General features: G+C 46.8%; 19 protein-coding genes. 6 read left to right on the top strand and 13 right to left on the bottom strand.

Annotated elements, in window-relative coordinates:
• Positions 1-49: 49 nt before the first annotated feature.
• From OWQ48_05435 to OWQ48_05415, 5 genes are read right to left on the bottom strand one after another with little or no spacing between them, the layout of a single operon-like run.
• On the bottom strand, positions 50-409 hold the full coding sequence (locus OWQ48_05435; GenBank protein ID MCY0868652.1) for an iron-sulfur cluster assembly protein: 360 nt from the start codon (positions 407-409) through the stop codon (positions 50-52).
• On the bottom strand, positions 402-704 hold the full coding sequence (locus OWQ48_05430; protein MCY0868651.1) for a hypothetical protein: 303 nt from the start codon (positions 702-704) through the stop codon (positions 402-404). Before OWQ48_05430 ends, OWQ48_05435 begins: the two co-directional genes overlap by 8 nt.
• Positions 705-711: 7 nt before the next feature.
• On the bottom strand, positions 712-1716 hold the full coding sequence (locus tag OWQ48_05425; GenBank protein MCY0868650.1) for a ribose 1,5-bisphosphate isomerase: 1005 nt from the start codon (positions 1714-1716) through the stop codon (positions 712-714).
• Positions 1713-2657: an initiation factor 2B gene (locus OWQ48_05420; protein MCY0868649.1), complete on the bottom strand. Its 945-nt coding sequence runs from the start codon at positions 2655-2657 to the stop codon at positions 1713-1715. The genes OWQ48_05425 and OWQ48_05420 overlap by 4 nt, the downstream gene beginning before the upstream one ends.
• A gap of 32 nt (positions 2658-2689) precedes the next feature.
• On the bottom strand, positions 2690-3547 hold the full coding sequence (locus tag OWQ48_05415) for an ATPase (GenBank protein ID MCY0868648.1): 858 nt from the start codon (positions 3545-3547) through the stop codon (positions 2690-2692).
• Positions 3548-3845: 298 nt separating this feature from the next.
• Here OWQ48_05415 and OWQ48_05410 point away from each other — a divergent pair, with 298 nt between their 5' ends.
• The gene (locus OWQ48_05410; protein MCY0868647.1) at positions 3846-5306 is read left to right on the top strand and encodes a hypothetical protein; all 1461 of its coding nucleotides are present in this window, start codon (positions 3846-3848) and stop codon (positions 5304-5306) included.
• Positions 5307-5318: 12 nt separating this feature from the next.
• On the opposite strand, the gene OWQ48_05405 is transcribed toward OWQ48_05410, so the two are convergent.
• The 4 genes from OWQ48_05405 to OWQ48_05390 form a co-directional block, all read right to left on the bottom strand.
• Positions 5319-5765, bottom strand: a complete 447-nt coding sequence (locus tag OWQ48_05405) for a metal-dependent hydrolase (GenBank protein MCY0868646.1) — start codon at positions 5763-5765, stop codon at positions 5319-5321.
• A complete protein-coding gene (gene rpiA / locus OWQ48_05400; protein MCY0868645.1) occupies positions 5766-6512 on the bottom strand; it encodes a ribose 5-phosphate isomerase A in 747 nt (248 codons plus the stop codon).
• 69 nt (positions 6513-6581) lie between these two features.
• Complete coding sequence (locus OWQ48_05395; protein ID MCY0868644.1) at positions 6582-7322, bottom strand: DNA polymerase sliding clamp; 741 nt, start codon at positions 7320-7322, stop codon at positions 6582-6584.
• Between the two features lie 135 nt (positions 7323-7457).
• A complete protein-coding gene (locus tag OWQ48_05390; GenBank protein MCY0868643.1) occupies positions 7458-8132 on the bottom strand; it encodes a hypothetical protein in 675 nt (224 codons plus the stop codon).
• Positions 8133-8250: 118 nt separating this feature from the next.
• On the opposite strand from OWQ48_05390, the gene OWQ48_05385 reads away from it, so the two are divergent.
• The 5 genes from OWQ48_05385 (at position 8251) to OWQ48_05365 (ending at position 13937) form a co-directional block, all read left to right on the top strand.
• On the top strand, positions 8251-9210 hold the full coding sequence (locus OWQ48_05385) for a deoxyhypusine synthase (protein ID MCY0868642.1): 960 nt from the start codon (positions 8251-8253) through the stop codon (positions 9208-9210).
• Entirely contained in the window at positions 9207-10562 is a 1356-nt protein-coding gene (locus OWQ48_05380) for a tRNA(Ile)(2)-agmatinylcytidine synthase (GenBank protein MCY0868641.1), read from the top strand. The genes OWQ48_05385 and OWQ48_05380 overlap by 4 nt, the downstream gene beginning before the upstream one ends.
• Before the next feature lie 61 nt (positions 10563-10623).
• The gene (locus OWQ48_05375; protein ID MCY0868640.1) at positions 10624-11823 is read left to right on the top strand and encodes a pyridoxal phosphate-dependent aminotransferase; all 1200 of its coding nucleotides are present in this window, start codon (positions 10624-10626) and stop codon (positions 11821-11823) included.
• A gap of 124 nt (positions 11824-11947) precedes the next feature.
• Positions 11948-13357, top strand: a complete 1410-nt coding sequence (locus OWQ48_05370) for a pyruvate carboxylase subunit B (GenBank protein ID MCY0868639.1) — start codon at positions 11948-11950, stop codon at positions 13355-13357.
• A gap of 22 nt (positions 13358-13379) precedes the next feature.
• Positions 13380-13937, top strand: coding sequence for an HD domain-containing protein (locus OWQ48_05365; GenBank protein MCY0868638.1), 558 nt, complete (start codon positions 13380-13382; stop codon positions 13935-13937).
• On the opposite strand, the gene OWQ48_05360 is transcribed toward OWQ48_05365, so the two are convergent.
• The 4 genes from OWQ48_05360 to OWQ48_05345 all read right to left on the bottom strand — a co-directional run bounded on the left by OWQ48_05360 (position 13930) and on the right by OWQ48_05345 (position 16969).
• The gene (locus OWQ48_05360) at positions 13930-14778 is read right to left on the bottom strand and encodes a M55 family metallopeptidase (protein ID MCY0868637.1); all 849 of its coding nucleotides are present in this window, start codon (positions 14776-14778) and stop codon (positions 13930-13932) included. The two genes, OWQ48_05365 and OWQ48_05360, sit on opposite strands and share 8 nt — an antisense overlap.
• A gap of 313 nt (positions 14779-15091) precedes the next feature.
• Positions 15092-15934, bottom strand: a complete 843-nt coding sequence (locus OWQ48_05355) for a sugar kinase (protein MCY0868636.1) — start codon at positions 15932-15934, stop codon at positions 15092-15094.
• A gap of 3 nt (positions 15935-15937) precedes the next feature.
• Positions 15938-16183 carry a hypothetical protein gene (locus tag OWQ48_05350; protein MCY0868635.1) on the bottom strand — a complete coding sequence of 82 codons (246 nt, stop codon included), beginning with the start codon at positions 16181-16183 and terminating at the stop codon, positions 15938-15940.
• A gap of 141 nt (positions 16184-16324) precedes the next feature.
• Positions 16325-16969 carry an MBL fold metallo-hydrolase gene (locus OWQ48_05345; GenBank protein MCY0868634.1) on the bottom strand — a complete coding sequence of 215 codons (645 nt, stop codon included), beginning with the start codon at positions 16967-16969 and terminating at the stop codon, positions 16325-16327.
• Between the last annotated feature and the right edge of the window lie 13 nt (positions 16970-16982).

Genomic DNA, 16982 nt, shown 5'->3' with positions numbered 1-16982 from the left:
AGAAGTAATATAGTATCCTCTTTGCTTTAAAAATATATGCTTCTATACTCTACTCTCTAGACTCTTGCATGCTCTTCTCGTACTCCTCTACTATATCGTAGCCGAATCTCTCCTTGAACATCTCTCTACCTTTCTCAGTCATCATGAGAGGTGTCCAGGGAGGCTCATATACTAAGTTTATGTCAGCGTCAACACCAAGCTTCTCTTTTAAGGCATCTATGATCATTAATGGTAGTGTCGTGGCGAGAGGGCAGAACATTGTTGTTAGAGTCATCGTTATCTTCACGTTCTTCTCGTTCACCACCTCGATATTATAGACTAATCCGAGATTGTATACATCTATTCCTATCTCAGGGTCAGCTATAGTCTCCAGCACCTCGATTACCTTCTTCTTCAAGTCATCACTCACTCCACCCACCTCCACCAGGCATTATCCTCCTAAGGTACATTGATTGAAGCTCCTGCGGGGGTATTCTAGCAATTTTAACTGCTACATCGTGTAGGGTTCTCACTTCATCCTCAGTAGCATAATCCAGCGGTATTCCTTTCTGCTGGTTGCGCTCCCATTCGGAGATTAAGCGATCCATAATTGAGGATACCTTGGGGTCAGAGTAGAAGGCTATCTTGTATACCTGCTCGGATGACTCATCAATTAATGCTATAATCTCTCTTTTCAACTTGGATACATCAATGCCTCCTTTCATAAGCTATCTACTCCAGTAGATCCTCCCACTTCAAGCTACTAAATGATGTTAGCCCCTCTTTAATCTTCTCTAGTGCCCATCCAAGCCTCTCCATGAGCACTAGTATGGCTGCTTGAGGCGGTATTACTCCAATCTCTGTCACGATAGCATCAATGTACTCTGGCGGCGTGACATCGAATGAAGGATTCAGCACTTTGACGCCTGGATGGAGCTTCAGCCATTCTTCTGAGACTACCTCTCTGGGGTCTCTGAACTCGATTGGAACTAGCTCTCCTACAAGTGTTACCGGCGAGAACTTGTATGACTCAGCTACAACGTAGACGCGTACTCTAGCTTCCTTCGCTATAGATGCAACCTGGCTGGTGCCTATCTTATTGACTACTGCTCCATTACTAGCTACAGTGTCAGCTCCCACTACAACATAGTCTACATCATTCATCACGTATCTCACAGCGCTGTCGGGTATCTGGATGACGGGCACGCCGTTGCTGAGTAGTTGTGTAGCTGTTATCCTACCCTGGTAGAATGGCCGTGTCTCAGTACTGTATACTTTCACTATTCTTCCCTGACGGTATGCTTCTGTGAGAGTATTCACGGCTACAGTACTATGGCAGTGGGTTAGCACAATAGAGTTCTCCTTGATTCTCTTAGCAGCTATCTCGCTGATCTTCTTCACAGCGTTAAGACTCTCCTCGATAAACCTTTGAGCCGAGCCTATAATAGCGCTTCTAGCCGACTCAAAGTCATCTGAGCTCTTAGCCATGCCTGAGAGAACATACATTACAGCGTTTGGTAGGCTGACAGCTGTAGGCCTAGTTGACACTAGTATGTCTGCCACTCTTCCAATATACTTCTTGAATACCTGGAGGTCCTTGGGGCCGCTGTACTCCTCAGCAGCGATCTTCAATGCCTCTGCGGCTGCACGCCCGATCTTACCTGCCCCGCGTATCCTCATGGTTTTTATTCCATCAGCTATCTCTAGGACTCTCTCGGGGATCTTCAATTCGCTCAACTTGCCCGCCTCCTTACCTCTGATACTATGCTTTCAAAAGGCTTTATCATCAGTGGATAAGAACCATATATCTCACGGATAACTACTGGTATGGCTTGAGGAGCGAACAACCCTTTCTCTGTCACGATAGCATCAATGTACTCTGGCGGCGTGACATCATATAGTGGTGCGAGAGCTGTGTAGTTCTCGGGAAGCTTCCTCCTCTCATCCTCACTCATTAATAGCCTCCAGTCGCCTTCAGGTAGCTTGAGTAGCTCTCCGTAAATTGATTCAACACTGAACTTTAGTGTCGGAGCTACCACGAATACTCTAACTCTCGCTTCGCGAGCCTCTAGGGCGATGATACTGGTACCCACCTTACTGACCACGGCTCCATTAGCGGCTACAGCCTCAGCACCTAGTACAGCTTTATTAATATTCTTCATGAAGAAGCGTACAGCTGAGTCGACTATCAGGTATACTTCAAAGCCTAGTTTCTCGAGGTGCTCAGCCATCAGTAAGCCTTCAAGACCGGGCCTGGACTCAGTCACGTAGACTTTCACGCGGGTCTTGTTGCGGCTGAGGGCTTCGAAGAGTCTTCTGAGAGTTAAGCTATTACTATTAGTTATTACTGCTTCCCCATCGCTAACACGTCTAGCAGCTATCTCGGCTGCTAGTGTAATGCTCTCATTGTATTTTTCAACCAGGCTACTAATGTAATCCTTAATACCTCGCAATCCATTTTCAATGAAGTATTCACCGATTAATCTAAGAGTGTTTAGTGGAGCCATGGAGCTCGGTCTATCCCTTACTACACTCTCATATACTTCAAGGAAGATCCTGGCGAACAGTTTCTCGTCCCCGCTGGCTGCAGTATTCATCAGCGTGGAAGCGATCTCGAATAGAATCTCGGATCCTGTGGCTCTCGGAACTACCCCGTGAAATCCAGAGCTACCCTGCAAGTATAACACCTGCTAATAGCTAGTTCTCCATATTATTGATCTCCTATAATTTCAGCTAGGCTACTTATAAATTCATTGAACTCGCTGCTCCAAGCGTAGGGTATGCTCGCCGTGTAGCGTGGTTTCTTCAAGATATCCACTACACTGGCAACCTCTACGCTCCAAGCCGGCCTTCCGAATGCGAGAGCTCTAACAGCCTGACGGTATCTTGAACCATCGTACAATAGTAGTCTCGTCGGTGCTACAACAAGGACTAGATCAGCATTTAACGAGGAGTCCAGAGGTGTCGAGGAGTTATTGTAGCTCTCAGTCACCACGAAATCATAGTCTCCGAGATCCTCGTAGATACCACCCAGCTCGCTGTGGAGTTCTGTATTGCCGAGAATTCCTGCTACACTCCTACTCTCTACTTCATGGAAGACTGTACTCTCAGCTCTGCTGAACTTGTCTATCAGGGAGTCCAGGATACGGCGGGTGAAATCACCCAGCTTCTCGACATTGTCTCTAACAACATAGTACTCGTCAATACTTTTCGGATGGCTTACTCGCAGTAGAACAGCCTGCGAGACAACACTACTCATGGAATCCACGTAGAATCTCACGGAACCCTGGAATCTCAACAGGTCTAGGGGCATTGTCAGCAAGTCCACGGGGTTTACAAGACGCAGCTTATCTAGTAAGCCGAGTTCCCGTGCAACCACATATGCGTCGTGGCCGACGAGTAACCCAGCCTCTAGAGAAAAAGATATAGTTTCAGCTTGATACCACCCGCTGTGCCCAGCTATAGGCTTGAAATAGAAGACTTTATGCTTCTTCTTCAACTCTCCTGCGAGAGCTCTAGCTACAGTTGTTTTACCAGAATCCTGTGGTAGCAAGCCGACTACAAGCACATGCAATTAATTCAGCCTCGAGCTCCTTCTACACCCTCATAGAGTATATAGGGCTTGAAAAGCACTCTTCAATTTCATCTGGTTTATCTTAGATAGCCAAGCCCTCTTACCAGTCCTCTACCTTCTACATTAAGCGTATAGAAGGCTCTCAGAGCCCTCATAAAACTATACTTCAGGAAGCCCGGGGTTCGAGATACTATAGGGTGAGGGTCGACGCGTGGTAGACTATCCTATAAAAACTTCACCCCCTATATTCTATATATCAAGGGCGATACATATGAGTGCAGCTAAATCTATATTGGCTGTTTCACTCTTATCTCTAATACTAGTGCTCGCTTACGGGAATTCAGTCTCAGCTCAAGTCACACCCAGCGCTGTAGTATACATTTACCTACCCGACTCGAATCATCAAGTAGTCCTCAACATTATAAGAGAAGTATACGGCAACACAACTCCAGTAGGATTCTACCTAGTGGAACCCCAAGAGAATTTAAGCCCCCTCTACTACTTGTACTGGCTGACTACAGGTGTTAAGCCGCATGAAGAAACTGTCACGTACAGGGATGTCAATCAGTCGAGAGTACTAGTATTATGGAATAATACTGCCATGGTGAACAATCCTCTAGTAGACCCCTCCATCAATTCATACTCATACAACCCACTCTACAATCTCACAGGCAAGTATATTCCACCCAGGCTCCTAACTCTAAGAGCTAATGAAAGCATCTACTGGGATGATATAGGCGTGAGCATGCGTGTAAACCTTACTGGCGGCGTGCTAACAATAGAGGTTGGAGAGTACATATGGCAGCTGAATACCTCTCAGAGTAGAGAGCTCACACCTCCCAGAATATACGTTCTCGAGAACAGCACGGGGAGAGTGGAGGCTGGGAACTACACTATGACGTTCTACGTGATCCAGGCAAGTGAAGGGAACATCACTCTATTCTATCCAGGTAGTATTATGATCGGGGTGGGCATGGGTAGCGGTTTAAAGAGCGTTATTGCAGACACTGTAGCATGGAATCTAGTACTAGATTACAGCAGGCTCTTCCTAGAGCTACCTGAGGATGCAGCATCCTGGTGGCTTAATCAAACCATGCTGTCTCTAATAGATGTCTTAAAGCTAGCTTTAAGTAATCCTAGCACGCCAGTGGTACACGTGTATGTGCCTCAGCTATCAGTCTTAAAGAGCATTACAGGAGGGAGTATACCGCAGAAATACTTAGATACAGTATACGAGGGCTTTAGAATGCTTCTTGCATCAGTTAGAGCCAGCCGAGGGAACGCTTTAATAGCAGTATTTGATCCTGGAGGTAGTACTAGTGGATGCGGGTATCTAGCTCTAGTAGGCAGTGGAGTACAGCAGGTGGATTTAACGCTTACGAGCAGCCAGCTAGTCTCCCTGCTTCTAGCTAGTAGCTCAATAACCCCGCTAGGGTATAGTAGCGTGTTGAAAGCTATCTCAGAGAGAGATATTAACATCTCAGAGTTGAATACCAAGATATACGAGTTGAACAACACGATTTCAACGTTAAACCAGACAGTCAGCGAGTTGAATGATAAGCTAGCCACGTGCTCCTCAGAGAATATTCTTCTTAAAGCCAATACAACCAGGATTAACGAGGAACTCAATAGAATCCGAGAGCTCCGTGATCAAGCCCACACGTATGCTACTATAGGGTTAGCGGTCACACTTACAGTAGCTGTAGCACTAGGATTACTCTCACGTCAAGTCGCTCGGAGAAAACACAGCTAGGATTCTTTCCCGCTAAACTACAACTCCTAGCTCTCGGAGCCTCAAGTATATTAGTGCAGCAGCTCCAGCCGACAACAGCATGTTTAAAACTGGATTATTACTCCTCGCTACTCCTAAGGCTACTGAGAAATCCGAGAACGGGTAGAAGATGAACACTTTCTGATAGTTCAGCATATCTGAGAGAACATGGGACAGCCATCCAGCTGCTAGTGCTGAAACTACCAGGAGGCTTTCATGTCTCGGGGAACCCGTGAACCATGATACTAGCAAGACTATAGTAACGAGCACAGCCATAGCGAAGATGTTGTGAAGAGTCTTCCTATGCTTAAACTTCAAGTCTATATCTGGGATAGAGGCTCCTATGCTGGAGACCACTGCTGCAATCATAGATGACTCGAGATCCCAGCCTAGGTACATTCCCACAGCAAAGCCTAGCAGTACATGAGTATCCTTTCTCACTTAAGCCACCTGCCCTCCAGTGTATTCTCCCGCCGGCTTTAAAACTCTCACGGATACCGGCTCCCCTACTACAACCATATCAACCAGCTGCTCTGAGGGGAAGATTCCTGTTTCCACAACACCATGGATAAGCTTTAAGGTGTTGTGGAAGGCTAGGGGGTTCTCGACTGGCTTAACCAGGTGGTAGTCTACTATAAGGTTGCCGTTATCTGAGACTATAGGGCCGTCTTTACCTGAACCTGCACGTATCACTGGTTCGCCGTAACCCAGCTCTTTGAGTTTCCTTAGAGTGTACTTCACAGAGATAGGTATAATCTCTATTGGGATAGGCTTCGCGTAGAGGTAGCTGGCCCCAGTGTACTTCGTGTAATCCACGATGTATACTCTCATCTTGCTTCTCAATGCAAGCGTCTTTTCTCTCAGGAATGCCCCACCTCTTCCTTTTACAAGGTCGAGTCTCCTGGATACTTCATCGGCTCCATCAACATACACGTCTATTTCATCAACTACGGCTGGATCAGCTATACTGGTGAAACCCATGGATGCTAGAGTAATAGCAGTATCCAGTGAGGATGGCACGAGCAGTCTACTCCTTAGGAAATCCCTGCATTTCTCAATGAATACCTTGACTGTTGAACCCGTACCCACACCTATTATCACGGATTCGCTGAAAGCTGTGCTCAAATAGCGGCACGTGTACTCTGATGCGTTTAGTTTAGCCTCATTTATACTACTAGGGGAGGTCATAGAGGTACACTCCCAAGCGGGGGAGCCCGAGGGTAAAATATGCGTGTGCTGAAGCCTCCTGCAGTAGGACTACCCTTCTTCTATGGGTGCTAGGAGGTATGTGACTCTGCCGGAGCCTATCTTGAATTCCAGTTTAAGGGGAGCTTTATCTGACAGCTCAAGGAGCACTGTATCCGAGATGCTTGTAAGGCCTAGTACTGTTGACAGCTTCGCAATATCATACGTGGATTTCGATGGTTTTTTAACGTCTAGTGATATAAGGGCTAGGGAGCCTAGGGTTAGCTTCACTTCGACTTTCCCAGTTCCTTTCGCCCTGAATACTAGCATATCGCTTGAAGAAGCATCTATCTCAACCACGCTGCTAACGCTTTCAGCATCCTCCAGTATCTTCTTGATACTTGATGATGTAAGCTGTGCTGAAGCATTAAACTCTAAGTTGAATTCGGGTATCTCGGGTAGTGAGACCTCGAGGTTTCTAAACCTATATACTCTCCTTGCTATAGCTCCCACTGTAAAGCTAACGTAGTCCCCACTGCTCTCCACGATTAAGTTTTCACCTTTCTTCAGGTTCTTCAACACCTTCTTGAGATTACTGGTTGAAACCCCTACTATTTCCTCCTCGCTAACATTGTACTCGAGGAACATGTCGCTGGGGAGTAGGACCTCAATGTATGATGACTGATCTATGTCGAGGGCTTTCAGTGAAACACCCTCACCTGTAATCCTTAATGCTACTTCGTCGGCTAGCTTGCCGACAGCTCCAATTATCTCCTTGAATACTTTAGCTTCAGGTAAAACAAGCCTGGCCATGGCATTCAGCCTCCATAAGGTAATATTATCATGATATATTTAACTTTTATAGCTCGAAGGAGGAACCATCCTAGCATCTGAAAGCCTGCTCTTCCACTCTGGACTCGTAAACTTGAAGCTGAGAGTAACTTTTCGTTAAAGCCTGGATGGAAGATGGAGAGGTTTTACTTCGAATACATCCATTACATACCTGATGTTAACGAGGAACTCATTGAATTCCCTAGCATTAACGTAGAGCACCCCCTCATAAACTCTTAACGGGGGTGTCTGGAGGGTTAGTATGACTGGTATAACGCTCCTCGCGTACTCTAGTATTCTATACTTACTCTTCAAGTGGTCATAGTATTGTATTATTTTAGCTACGCGCTCTAAGTGCCTGACTCCAGCTTCTATAAGCCTCCCTCTAGTGTTATGCGACCAGTGCTTGCAGTCCACGATTACAGTGAGCCCGCTGGCAGGGTCTACTCCAGTAACATCTACTTCAAGTCTCACGGGTGCTGTTAGAGTCATATTTGATTCAACAAGATATTTATTCTCGCTCATAATGTAGGCTGCAAGCCTCTCGAAGTCCCTCCAGCTGACTACTCTACTAATCCTCTCAACACTAACACCCTGCTCTAGTAGCTTGAGAGCTAGCTCCAAGGGTTTCACGGCTACTACTATTCTACCATTAATATCCACTAGGCCGCTATACTTCTCTAGGATTTCACGGAGCCTCTCCTCCGAGATCCCGTGTAGTGATGAAAGCTCATCTATAAGCATCCTCCTAAACTCAAGTATCTTGAGTAGGATGCTTCTCTCAACACTCATCATGAGGGTCTACCACTTCTAAAGTATTAATCCTGCGAGATAATATTGGCTTAGATAGCATGGATTACTTGACAGGAAGCACGGGTGGGGTTTATTGAGCAACTTAAACCTGGATGAGATGAGGTTAAGTCTCTTAAAGGATGCTGTGAGAGATGTAAGAGTCTCAAGTGATATAAGTGTCTGCGAGCTTGTAGAAAAGCTTGGAGACTCCCATGGATTCATGGCTGGACACATCTATAAGGCATCACGGATACTCTACGAGATGATTACTGATGAAGATGCAATTAGGTTCCTCGCTTTCACTGGTAACATAGTTTCAACCGGGATTCGAGGCATTCTAGCCCAGATGCTGAGGGAAGGCTTCTTCCACGCTGTTATAACAACATGCGGGGCAGTAGACCACGATATAGCTAGGGGGACCGGGCACTCGTACTATAAGGGCGACTGGTTCTACGATGACGCCATGCTTAAAGCCCTGGAGATACATAGACTAGGCAATATACTGATACCATTAGAGAACTACGGGCCTGCAATCGAGAAGTTCGCTAGAAGACTGTTCGAGGAGTTAGTTAAAACTAAGAAGAAGTGGAGTGTGAGCGAGCTCCTCTACGAGGTAGGCAGGAGGATCAGCGATGAAAACAGCATTCTCCGAGCAGCTTTCGAGAAAAGTATACCTGTCTTCGTCCCAGGCTTACTTGACGGCAGCTTTGGATCCCAGTTAGTATTCACGCAGGCTTCAATAGGCTTAGAAGTTGACTTAGTAAGCGATGAGAAGAAGATTGCTGAAATGGTATTCTCATCTAGAAGGCTTGGAGCTCTGATCATAGGGGGAGGGATAAGCAAGCACCATACAATATGGTGGGCTCAGCTAAAGGAGGGATTAGACTACACAATATACGTGACCACTGCAGTAGAATACGATGGAAGCCTTAGCGGAGCGCATCCGAGGGAAGCGGTAAGCTGGGGTAAAGTAAAACCATCCAGTAAGAGCATTGTAGTCTACTCTGATGCAACCATAGCCCTACCGTTAATAGTGGCTGGAGCACTCTGCTTAATGAAGAAGAGGGCTGGTAGTTGAGTGGAATTAGAATACACGTGGGGCTAGATGACGTTGACTCACCTCTAGGAGGCTGTACAACTCATCTAGCCACTAGAATAGCATTCAAGCTTGCTGGTATGAGTGGAGTAAGATTCCTGGACTACCCGAACCTAGTTAGGCTTAACCCGGCTGTACCCTGGAAGACCAGGGGTAATGGTGCTGTAGCCTTAAGACTCGAGGTTGCGGATGAAGGAAGATTGAACGATATAGTAGGCTTCCTGGAGTCAGAGGTAGACGAGTACATCGCTGAGTACCGTAACCCGAAGCATCAACCCTCACTAGTAGTTGTTAAAGGCAGTATACCAGGTTACCTAGAGGTCTACGGTAAGAGAGCACTCTACGACTTCATCCCCTTAAGCCTTGCTTTAAGAGTAGTTGAGAAGCTCGGGGAGGACATCAAGGTATACGCTCCTGCCGGTAAGAGAGGGGTAATAGGGTCTCTAGCAGCAGTAGGGAACCAGATGCTCACCGGAGACTACACGTATGAGCTGCTAGCCTACAGGCTGCGAGAGCGCATTGGTAAACCAAGAATGATTAACGAGGAGAGTATTATTAGAATGGATGCGCTAATGAAAGGGAGAACTATTCTAAACTATGATTACGAGTCGGGGAGACCGTTGATAATACCCAGGGGGCCTGACCCCGTCCTCTATGGGGTTAGAGGTGAAACCCCCAGTGATGTAATCGAAGCAAGCAGGTATATTGAAGTCGAGGAGCCGGTAGAGTACATGGCGATCTACCGTACTAACCAGCATACTGACAGCCATCTCCACGCAGTGGACTCAGTGTGTAGTATCCACCCGTATATGTGCGTGAGAACTACTGCCACTGTATCCGTGAAGCCTCGTAGAATACAGGGAGGCCACGTGATCTTCAAGGTATGTGGTGACTCCTGCTGTATTGATGTAGCAGTCTACGAGCCAGCTAAGCGATTCAGGAGTATAGTAGAGGAGCTTGAGCCGGGTGATAGAGTTGAAATAATGGGGTGTGTGAGGCCTGGTAGCAGCCTGCATGGCCCTACTCTCAACCTCGAAAAGATATGCATTCTAGATCTCGCTGTCAAGGTGATTACCCGCAACCCGCTGTGCCCTAGGTGCGGTAGACGAATGGAGAGTGCTGGTAGAGGTAAGGGCTTCAAGTGTAGGTACTGTGGTTTTAAGTCAACTACACTTGAAAAGGAGAAGCTTGTAGTTGCGAGAAGACTCGAGAGTAAGTGCTACCAGCCGCCTTTCAGCGTTTTCAAGCATCTAATGAGGCCTCTCGAGAGAGCACCAAGGAACAGGGTTTTCACCGAAGAGGAGCTCGTTCAACCATTCGTGTGGAAACCTTAAATTACTTCACCCATCCTTACTTTAACGTGGCCTAACTATAAGCTGTACGGGTGATCGAGTATTGAGAGCCTCGAAGCGTGCATCAAGCCTCCCGGTCAACCCTCAAAGAGTGCTAATAGCTAAAGCTGATGAGCTTGCAAGACGGGGTGTAAAAGTCTACAATTATACTGCTGGTCAACCCGGGCTCCCACCTGATACCACTGCCCTCGAATACTTCATCGAGATGACTAGAAGGGATCCATTCAAGCACTTCAAGTACGTTCCTACACAAGGCCTCCTAGAGTTGAGGACAGCTATCTCAGAGGACTTAAAGAAGTATGGGGGAATAGAGGTTCAACCAAAGGACATCTTGATTACCGCGGGAGGTTCCGATGGACTTGTTATCTCCCTAATCACGCTCCTCGATGAAGGCGACACACTCCTCCTCCTAGACCCCTCGTACAGCGTCTACTGGGATCTAGCCAGGCTACTAGGCTTAAAAGTAGAGACCTGCAAGCAGAGCTTTGAGACAGGCTTCAACCCTGACCCTGAATGCATTAAAAGCAAGCTTGGCTCGAAGGCTAAAGCCATCCTCTTCGCCAGCCCTGATAACCCTACAAGCAGGATTATAAGTAGAGAGGTTGCAGAGACTATTATAGATGTAGCCTACGAGAAGAAGGCGTGGGTCATATATGATGTAGCGTACAAGCATATAGTCTACGAGGGCGAGCATGTATGGCTTGAGAAGCTTGCACCCTCAATGGACTACCTGGTGGTTGTAGGCTCCTTCAGTAAAGACCTAGCGATACCTGGAGGCAGGCTGGGATACGTGTACGGTCCTAGCGATATAGTAGCTGAGATGGTGAAGCTTAAAGGAGTACTAGGGATAGTAGCACCAGTCCCCATGCAGTGGCTTGCATACTACTATCTTACATTAGGCATCAAGGATAAGTATCTACGTGAAGTACTACCAGTATACCGGAGACGCCGTGATGCAGCCTACGAAGCCTTCGCTAGAAGCCTACCCATGGCGAAACTCCATAAGCCTATTGCAAGCATGTATCTATTCCCAGATATAAGCTACTACATGAAGAGGAAGGGGGTATCAAGCGATGTGGAGTTCACATTAAAACTCGTGGAAGAAAAGGCTGTTGCCATGCTACCAGGCTCGATATTCGGTGAAGCAGGGAGAAACCATCTCAGAGTGACATTTGTTACAATGAGTGAAAGCGATCTCGCCGAGGGAATTAAACTACTAGCTGAGTTTGTCGGCGAATCGTAGTCTAGATGATACGAGAACAGCTGATTTTTCCTTTATTATGACAGGTAATGGAAGAGTTAATAATCCTCTGCAAGCCTAGTTATAGAGCAAGCTACATCTATTTAGAGTAGTTCAGGGGGTATGAATGGTTGAGATTGTTGATTTAACGCTTAGAGACGCCCACCAGTCTCTTCTTGCAACCCGTTTGAGAACAGAGGATATGATCCCAATACTCGATAAGATCGATAAAGCCGGCTTTTACAGCATTGAGATGTGGGGAGGCGCTACATTCGACGTCATGATCCGATACTTAAAAGAGGATCCATGGGAAAGGCTGAGAATTATACGTGAGAGAGTTAAGAGAACCAAGCTTCAAATGCTCCTCAGAGGCCAGAATATAGTCGGGTACAGACACTACCCAGACGACCTCGTCGAGAAATTCGTTGAATTATCCTATAAAAACGGGATAGATGTTTTCAGGGTCTTCGACGCCCTCAACGATGTAAGGAACATGAAGACTTCTATAAGGAAAGCAAAGCAGGTGGGAGGAGTAGTTCAGGGTACACTAACCTACACGATAAGTCCTGTCCACACAATCGAGCACTACTTGAAAGTTGCCGAGGAACTTGTCGCCCTGGAAGTAGACCACATAGCCATCAAGGATATGTCGGGTATCCTAGACCCGGAGACAGCCTTCCATCTCGTCAGCGCGCTTAAAAAGGAGTTCAAGATACCGGTCGACGTGCACTCACATTACACTGGAGGACTAGCTGTTGCAACATACTTGAAGGCTGTTGAAGCTGGAGCCGACTTTATTGATACAGCTATCAGCCCTCTAGCATTCGGGACATCACACCCCAGCATTCAGACAATGTACTATGCTCTCCCACATGGGAGTAGACCCCACATAGACCTCTCAGCTGTAAAGGAGATCAGCATATACCTTGAGAAAATTGTTTTCGAGAAATACAAGGAGTTAATTCACCCAAAGATATTCCTGCCAGATCCTAATGTCCTTGAGCACCAGATACCTGGAGGAATGATATCTAACTTCCTAGTGCAGCTGAAGGAGGTTGGCGCTGAAGACAAGCTCGGAGAAGTACTTGAAGAGGTAAAACGAGTGAGAGAGGATCTCGGGTGGCCTCCACTAGTCACGCCGACATCACAAATAGTAGGGGTTCAAGCCGTCCTCAACGTTATCCATGGTCGCTACAAGGTGGTGACTAAGGAGGTAAGAGACTACGTGAAGGGATTCTACGGTAGGCCGCCAGCACCAATAAAAGAAGAGGTAATCAAGCTTGTACTGGGGGATGAGAAGCCGATAGATGTGCGTCCAGCCGACCTCTTAAAGCCCATGTATGATGAGTGCTTTAGAACACTCGTGGAGAAAGGATACTATAGTAGAGAGGAGGATGTGCTAACATACTGCTTATTCCCGGAGATAGCTTTAAAGTTCTTCGAGGAGACCAGGGGGAAGCCTGCTGTCATTGAAGCCTCAAGCACAGGTAGGAGTAGTAGAAGCAGAGATCTATGGGATGAAATACTAGGCTACTAGCAGGTTACTGGGAGATCCCGCAGTGAACGTGAGACTTATCCTCAACCTGCGCTATATACCTAGAAGCGGTTGGGTGATGAGAGGGGTTCCACCCTCAATAGCTGAAAGTGTCGCCGACCACTCGTTTCTGGTATCCCTTATATCAATGGATATTGCTAGAAAGCTATCTCTAAGAGGCTTCCAGCTGGACTACACCCGTGTCCTCTCAATGAGCCTTATTCACGATGCTGCCGAGGCTGTTACAGGTGATGTTGTAAGAGGTGTTAAAGAGAACTTTAAGGAGGGTTTCTCAGCACTAGAGTTAAAGGCTATGGAGGAGTTAGGCCTGAAGGAGTACACCCCGCTGCTCAGCGAGCTGGAGAGAGCTGAAAGCCTGGAGGCGCTTGTAGTCAAAGTCTCCGATGATATTGCAACAGTGCTTGAAGGCTTAAGACTCATTGAAACCGGTTACCGTGGCGTTAAAGAGATAGTTGAAAGCACTAGAAGACACCTCTACGAATTAATCCGTAAGCAGGCTGATGAAAAACTTAGAGGTATCCTAGAGAGTATTGTTGAAGAGTACCTAGCGCAGTTCACTTAATACTATTTTTCAGCGCGTCTATACCATAGCCTACATGTGCAACTAGCTCTATGAAGCCTAGTAGCTCTCTCGCAGTACTCGCAGTGAATTCAACCCTATATGCATCAATCCTCTTGAATACTGGTAGAGCTTCAAGTACATCGGCTACCAGGGAGTCTCTAAGAGTCAACTCGACTCTGTATGGGGTTTGCCACGCGAGCGGCTTAGCAACCCCCTTCTTTAATCTTTCAACAGCTTCGCTCACTCCTTCTCTAAGCCGCTGGATCACGCTGCTTAATCCAGGGTAGATAGCGCTATACCTTGATACACCTTTCTTTAAAGCCACGAATACAGTCCAGGGAGAGTACTCTTCGACCTCAGTATTAAGGTATTCATCCCCTGCTAGAAGAATTACTGGAACACCGTGTTCTCCAGCATACAGGCTGTTTAATATGAACTCGCTAGCTCTTCTACCGTTAACTCTCACCTCAGCGAATGTTCTACCGCTGAAGGTATGGTCGAAGATACCGTGCATTGTTCCAGCTGCTGAATGATAGCCGAGGAAGAGGACTGCGTTGAAACTGGAGTCTAGGAGGGACATCATGCTGATCGAGCGCGGGTAGCCTTGAATCAGTTGAACCCTGCTATCCAGTTCAAGGTAGTCTATGTTAGTCATTAAGCCGTGGCTATCAGCTACGTAAACTTCATTAAAGCCCTTCTTGTAGAGTTCTTCAACAACAACATTAACCAGTTTTGTGACGATACTAGCAGCCCTATTGAACTGGGAACCCCATGGATTAAGCATTGTCGGTGATGGAACACCCGGGAGGCCCTCGAGATCTACTGACACATACGCCTTCATTTACACACACCATGCATACCCTTAGTTCAGAAACACTTAATATCGATAACTCTTAGAGAACCAGAATGCTAAGAAAACCATGGCATAGCGTTAAATCATGACGACTACCGCTTGAAGATATATAAGGGGATTTAGAAAAAGTTATAATCGCAGAGCCGCCTGCCACTCGAAGAGGGTTTGAGTAGCACCTAGCACACGGTGTGTTTTTAAAGCGGATACAGCAATTTTCAGTATTTCCAGCAAGTCAAGTAGACTAGTAATACGAGCAGGATGGTGCAGACCCTGTGGATGAAGCACTATCAAGTACCAGTATTTACTTCAGGGTGGCAGGCGGCGATGAAGCATTTTTCTCTAGCAGCCATCTCGTTGTCTCTTCGTGTGCTTTCTCAACCGCCCTCACTGGATCCCAAGTGCTCCAGAAGTACTTAGCGGTGGCTCCAATGAAGAAGTCGCCTGCTCCTGTCTTATCATTCACTAGAGGGGAGTCATCTACACTAATACTGTAGGATGCTTTATTGTATACTACTCTAATAGGCTTTAGCCTACCTGTTACTACGACTATTGTTCCACCCACGGTATCTTTTAGCTTGTCGACTGCTTCATCAATACTGCTAGTGCACGTGAAGGCTTTCAGCTCGTCTAGATCCATGTGGATTAAGTGGAAGAATCTGAGGAGTCTTATTAAACTGCTACTGCAGGACGCGTAAGTTATTTTTCCATTGCTCTCGGAAACTCTTATGAATCCCTGGATGTCCCCTGCGAGTAGTAGTGTACGGGAGCTTATAGCAGTTAAATGAGATTCATTCACCTCGTGGAAGACCGGGTTGACTATTGCTATATGGCAGAGACTACTACTGAGATTCCAGGGGTATAGCGGGGGAGCCTTCTCCTTTAAATACAGGGTACGTGATGCTCCATTGTATACTAGCTTGAATACCGTTGCTGCAGACGAGTATTGAAGTACTCCGGGAAGCCTGTAGACTGGATGCCCGTGTATTCTAGGAGAGTAAACTGTATACACGCTGACCTTGTAGAGACTACTGCCTTGGAAAGGTAGAGTTGAATAGTATACACCACCTCCATACGCAGTTGTACTCTCACTACCTGCTACTATCCAGTCTAGCGTCGGGTTCCCGTAGACGCATACCTCCAGCAAGCATTACTCCTCCATGCTATCCATGCTAGCAATCTTCTCTATTCTCTTATGCCATCCCCTCAAGTGGTAGGCCTTCAAGTGCTGAATTAGATCATCAAGCGTGTAGAAGAAGGAGTTCTCGAACCTGTAGTCTCCTGCTGGAGGCTTCCCGCCAAGGCATTTTGAGGATGCGTGTATGCAGATAGGGCAGGCTATCAGCCCTGTAACCCTGTCTCTACAGGTTGTGAACGAGATTCCATGGGCTTCCACTTTATAGGGCTCCCATTTAGGCTCCCATGTGTAAGCCAGTGTAAGCCACCTCAGCCGGTTGATCCCTCATCATGCTTCAGGGGGTGTGACTCATCACAAACAGGCTTTAAGCATGTAACGGGATGCTTTCAGGCTAAGCTACTACATGTAGCGTGGCTTAATAACGCTGTTAGTGTAGTCTTCGAGCGTGAACTTATTGGTGTCGAGCTCTACAATCCTGTAGTCTTTTACATGCTTGAGGAACTCGCTGAGAGGCTTTAACGGGAGTGTTACACCTGTTATCCAGTAGTGTATTGGTAGAATGTTCACGGGTTTAACCTCCTCTATAAGCCTCCATGCTTCACCCGGCTCTATTGTAAAGGTGCCGCCAACCGGTATGGCTAGCAGGTCTACGCCTTTAAGCGCTGAGATTACACTGGATCCAGGTATCTCACCTAAATCACCTAGGTGAGCTACCCGCTTGCCATCTACTTCCACGATGTAAACTGTATTCTCTCCTCTAGCTCTACCCTTGAGTTTATCGTGATATGTGAGGAGTCCTGTGACCTTTATGTTATCAACCACCATTTCCCCTCTAAATGATTTAACAACTCTTGTTTTATCCCCTGATACTACGCTTACAGCATTATGGTCGAAGTGGTCGTGTGTGACGAGTACTAGGTCGGCTTTAACCTCTGGTCTCTTAACCCCTATACTGTACCCGTCGTGTGGGTCTATGACTATCGTGTAGCCGTCTCTTCTACGAAGTGATACACAAGCATGTCCATGCCAGGCTACTTCAACCATTTATTCCACCATC

Source organism: Desulfurococcus sp., from assembly GCA_026626905.1.
Classification (GTDB): Archaea; Thermoproteota; Thermoprotei_A; order Sulfolobales; family Desulfurococcaceae; genus Desulfurococcus.
The sequence above is the reverse complement of the archived record's forward strand: the minus strand, read 5'-3'. Positions and strand labels throughout refer to the sequence as shown.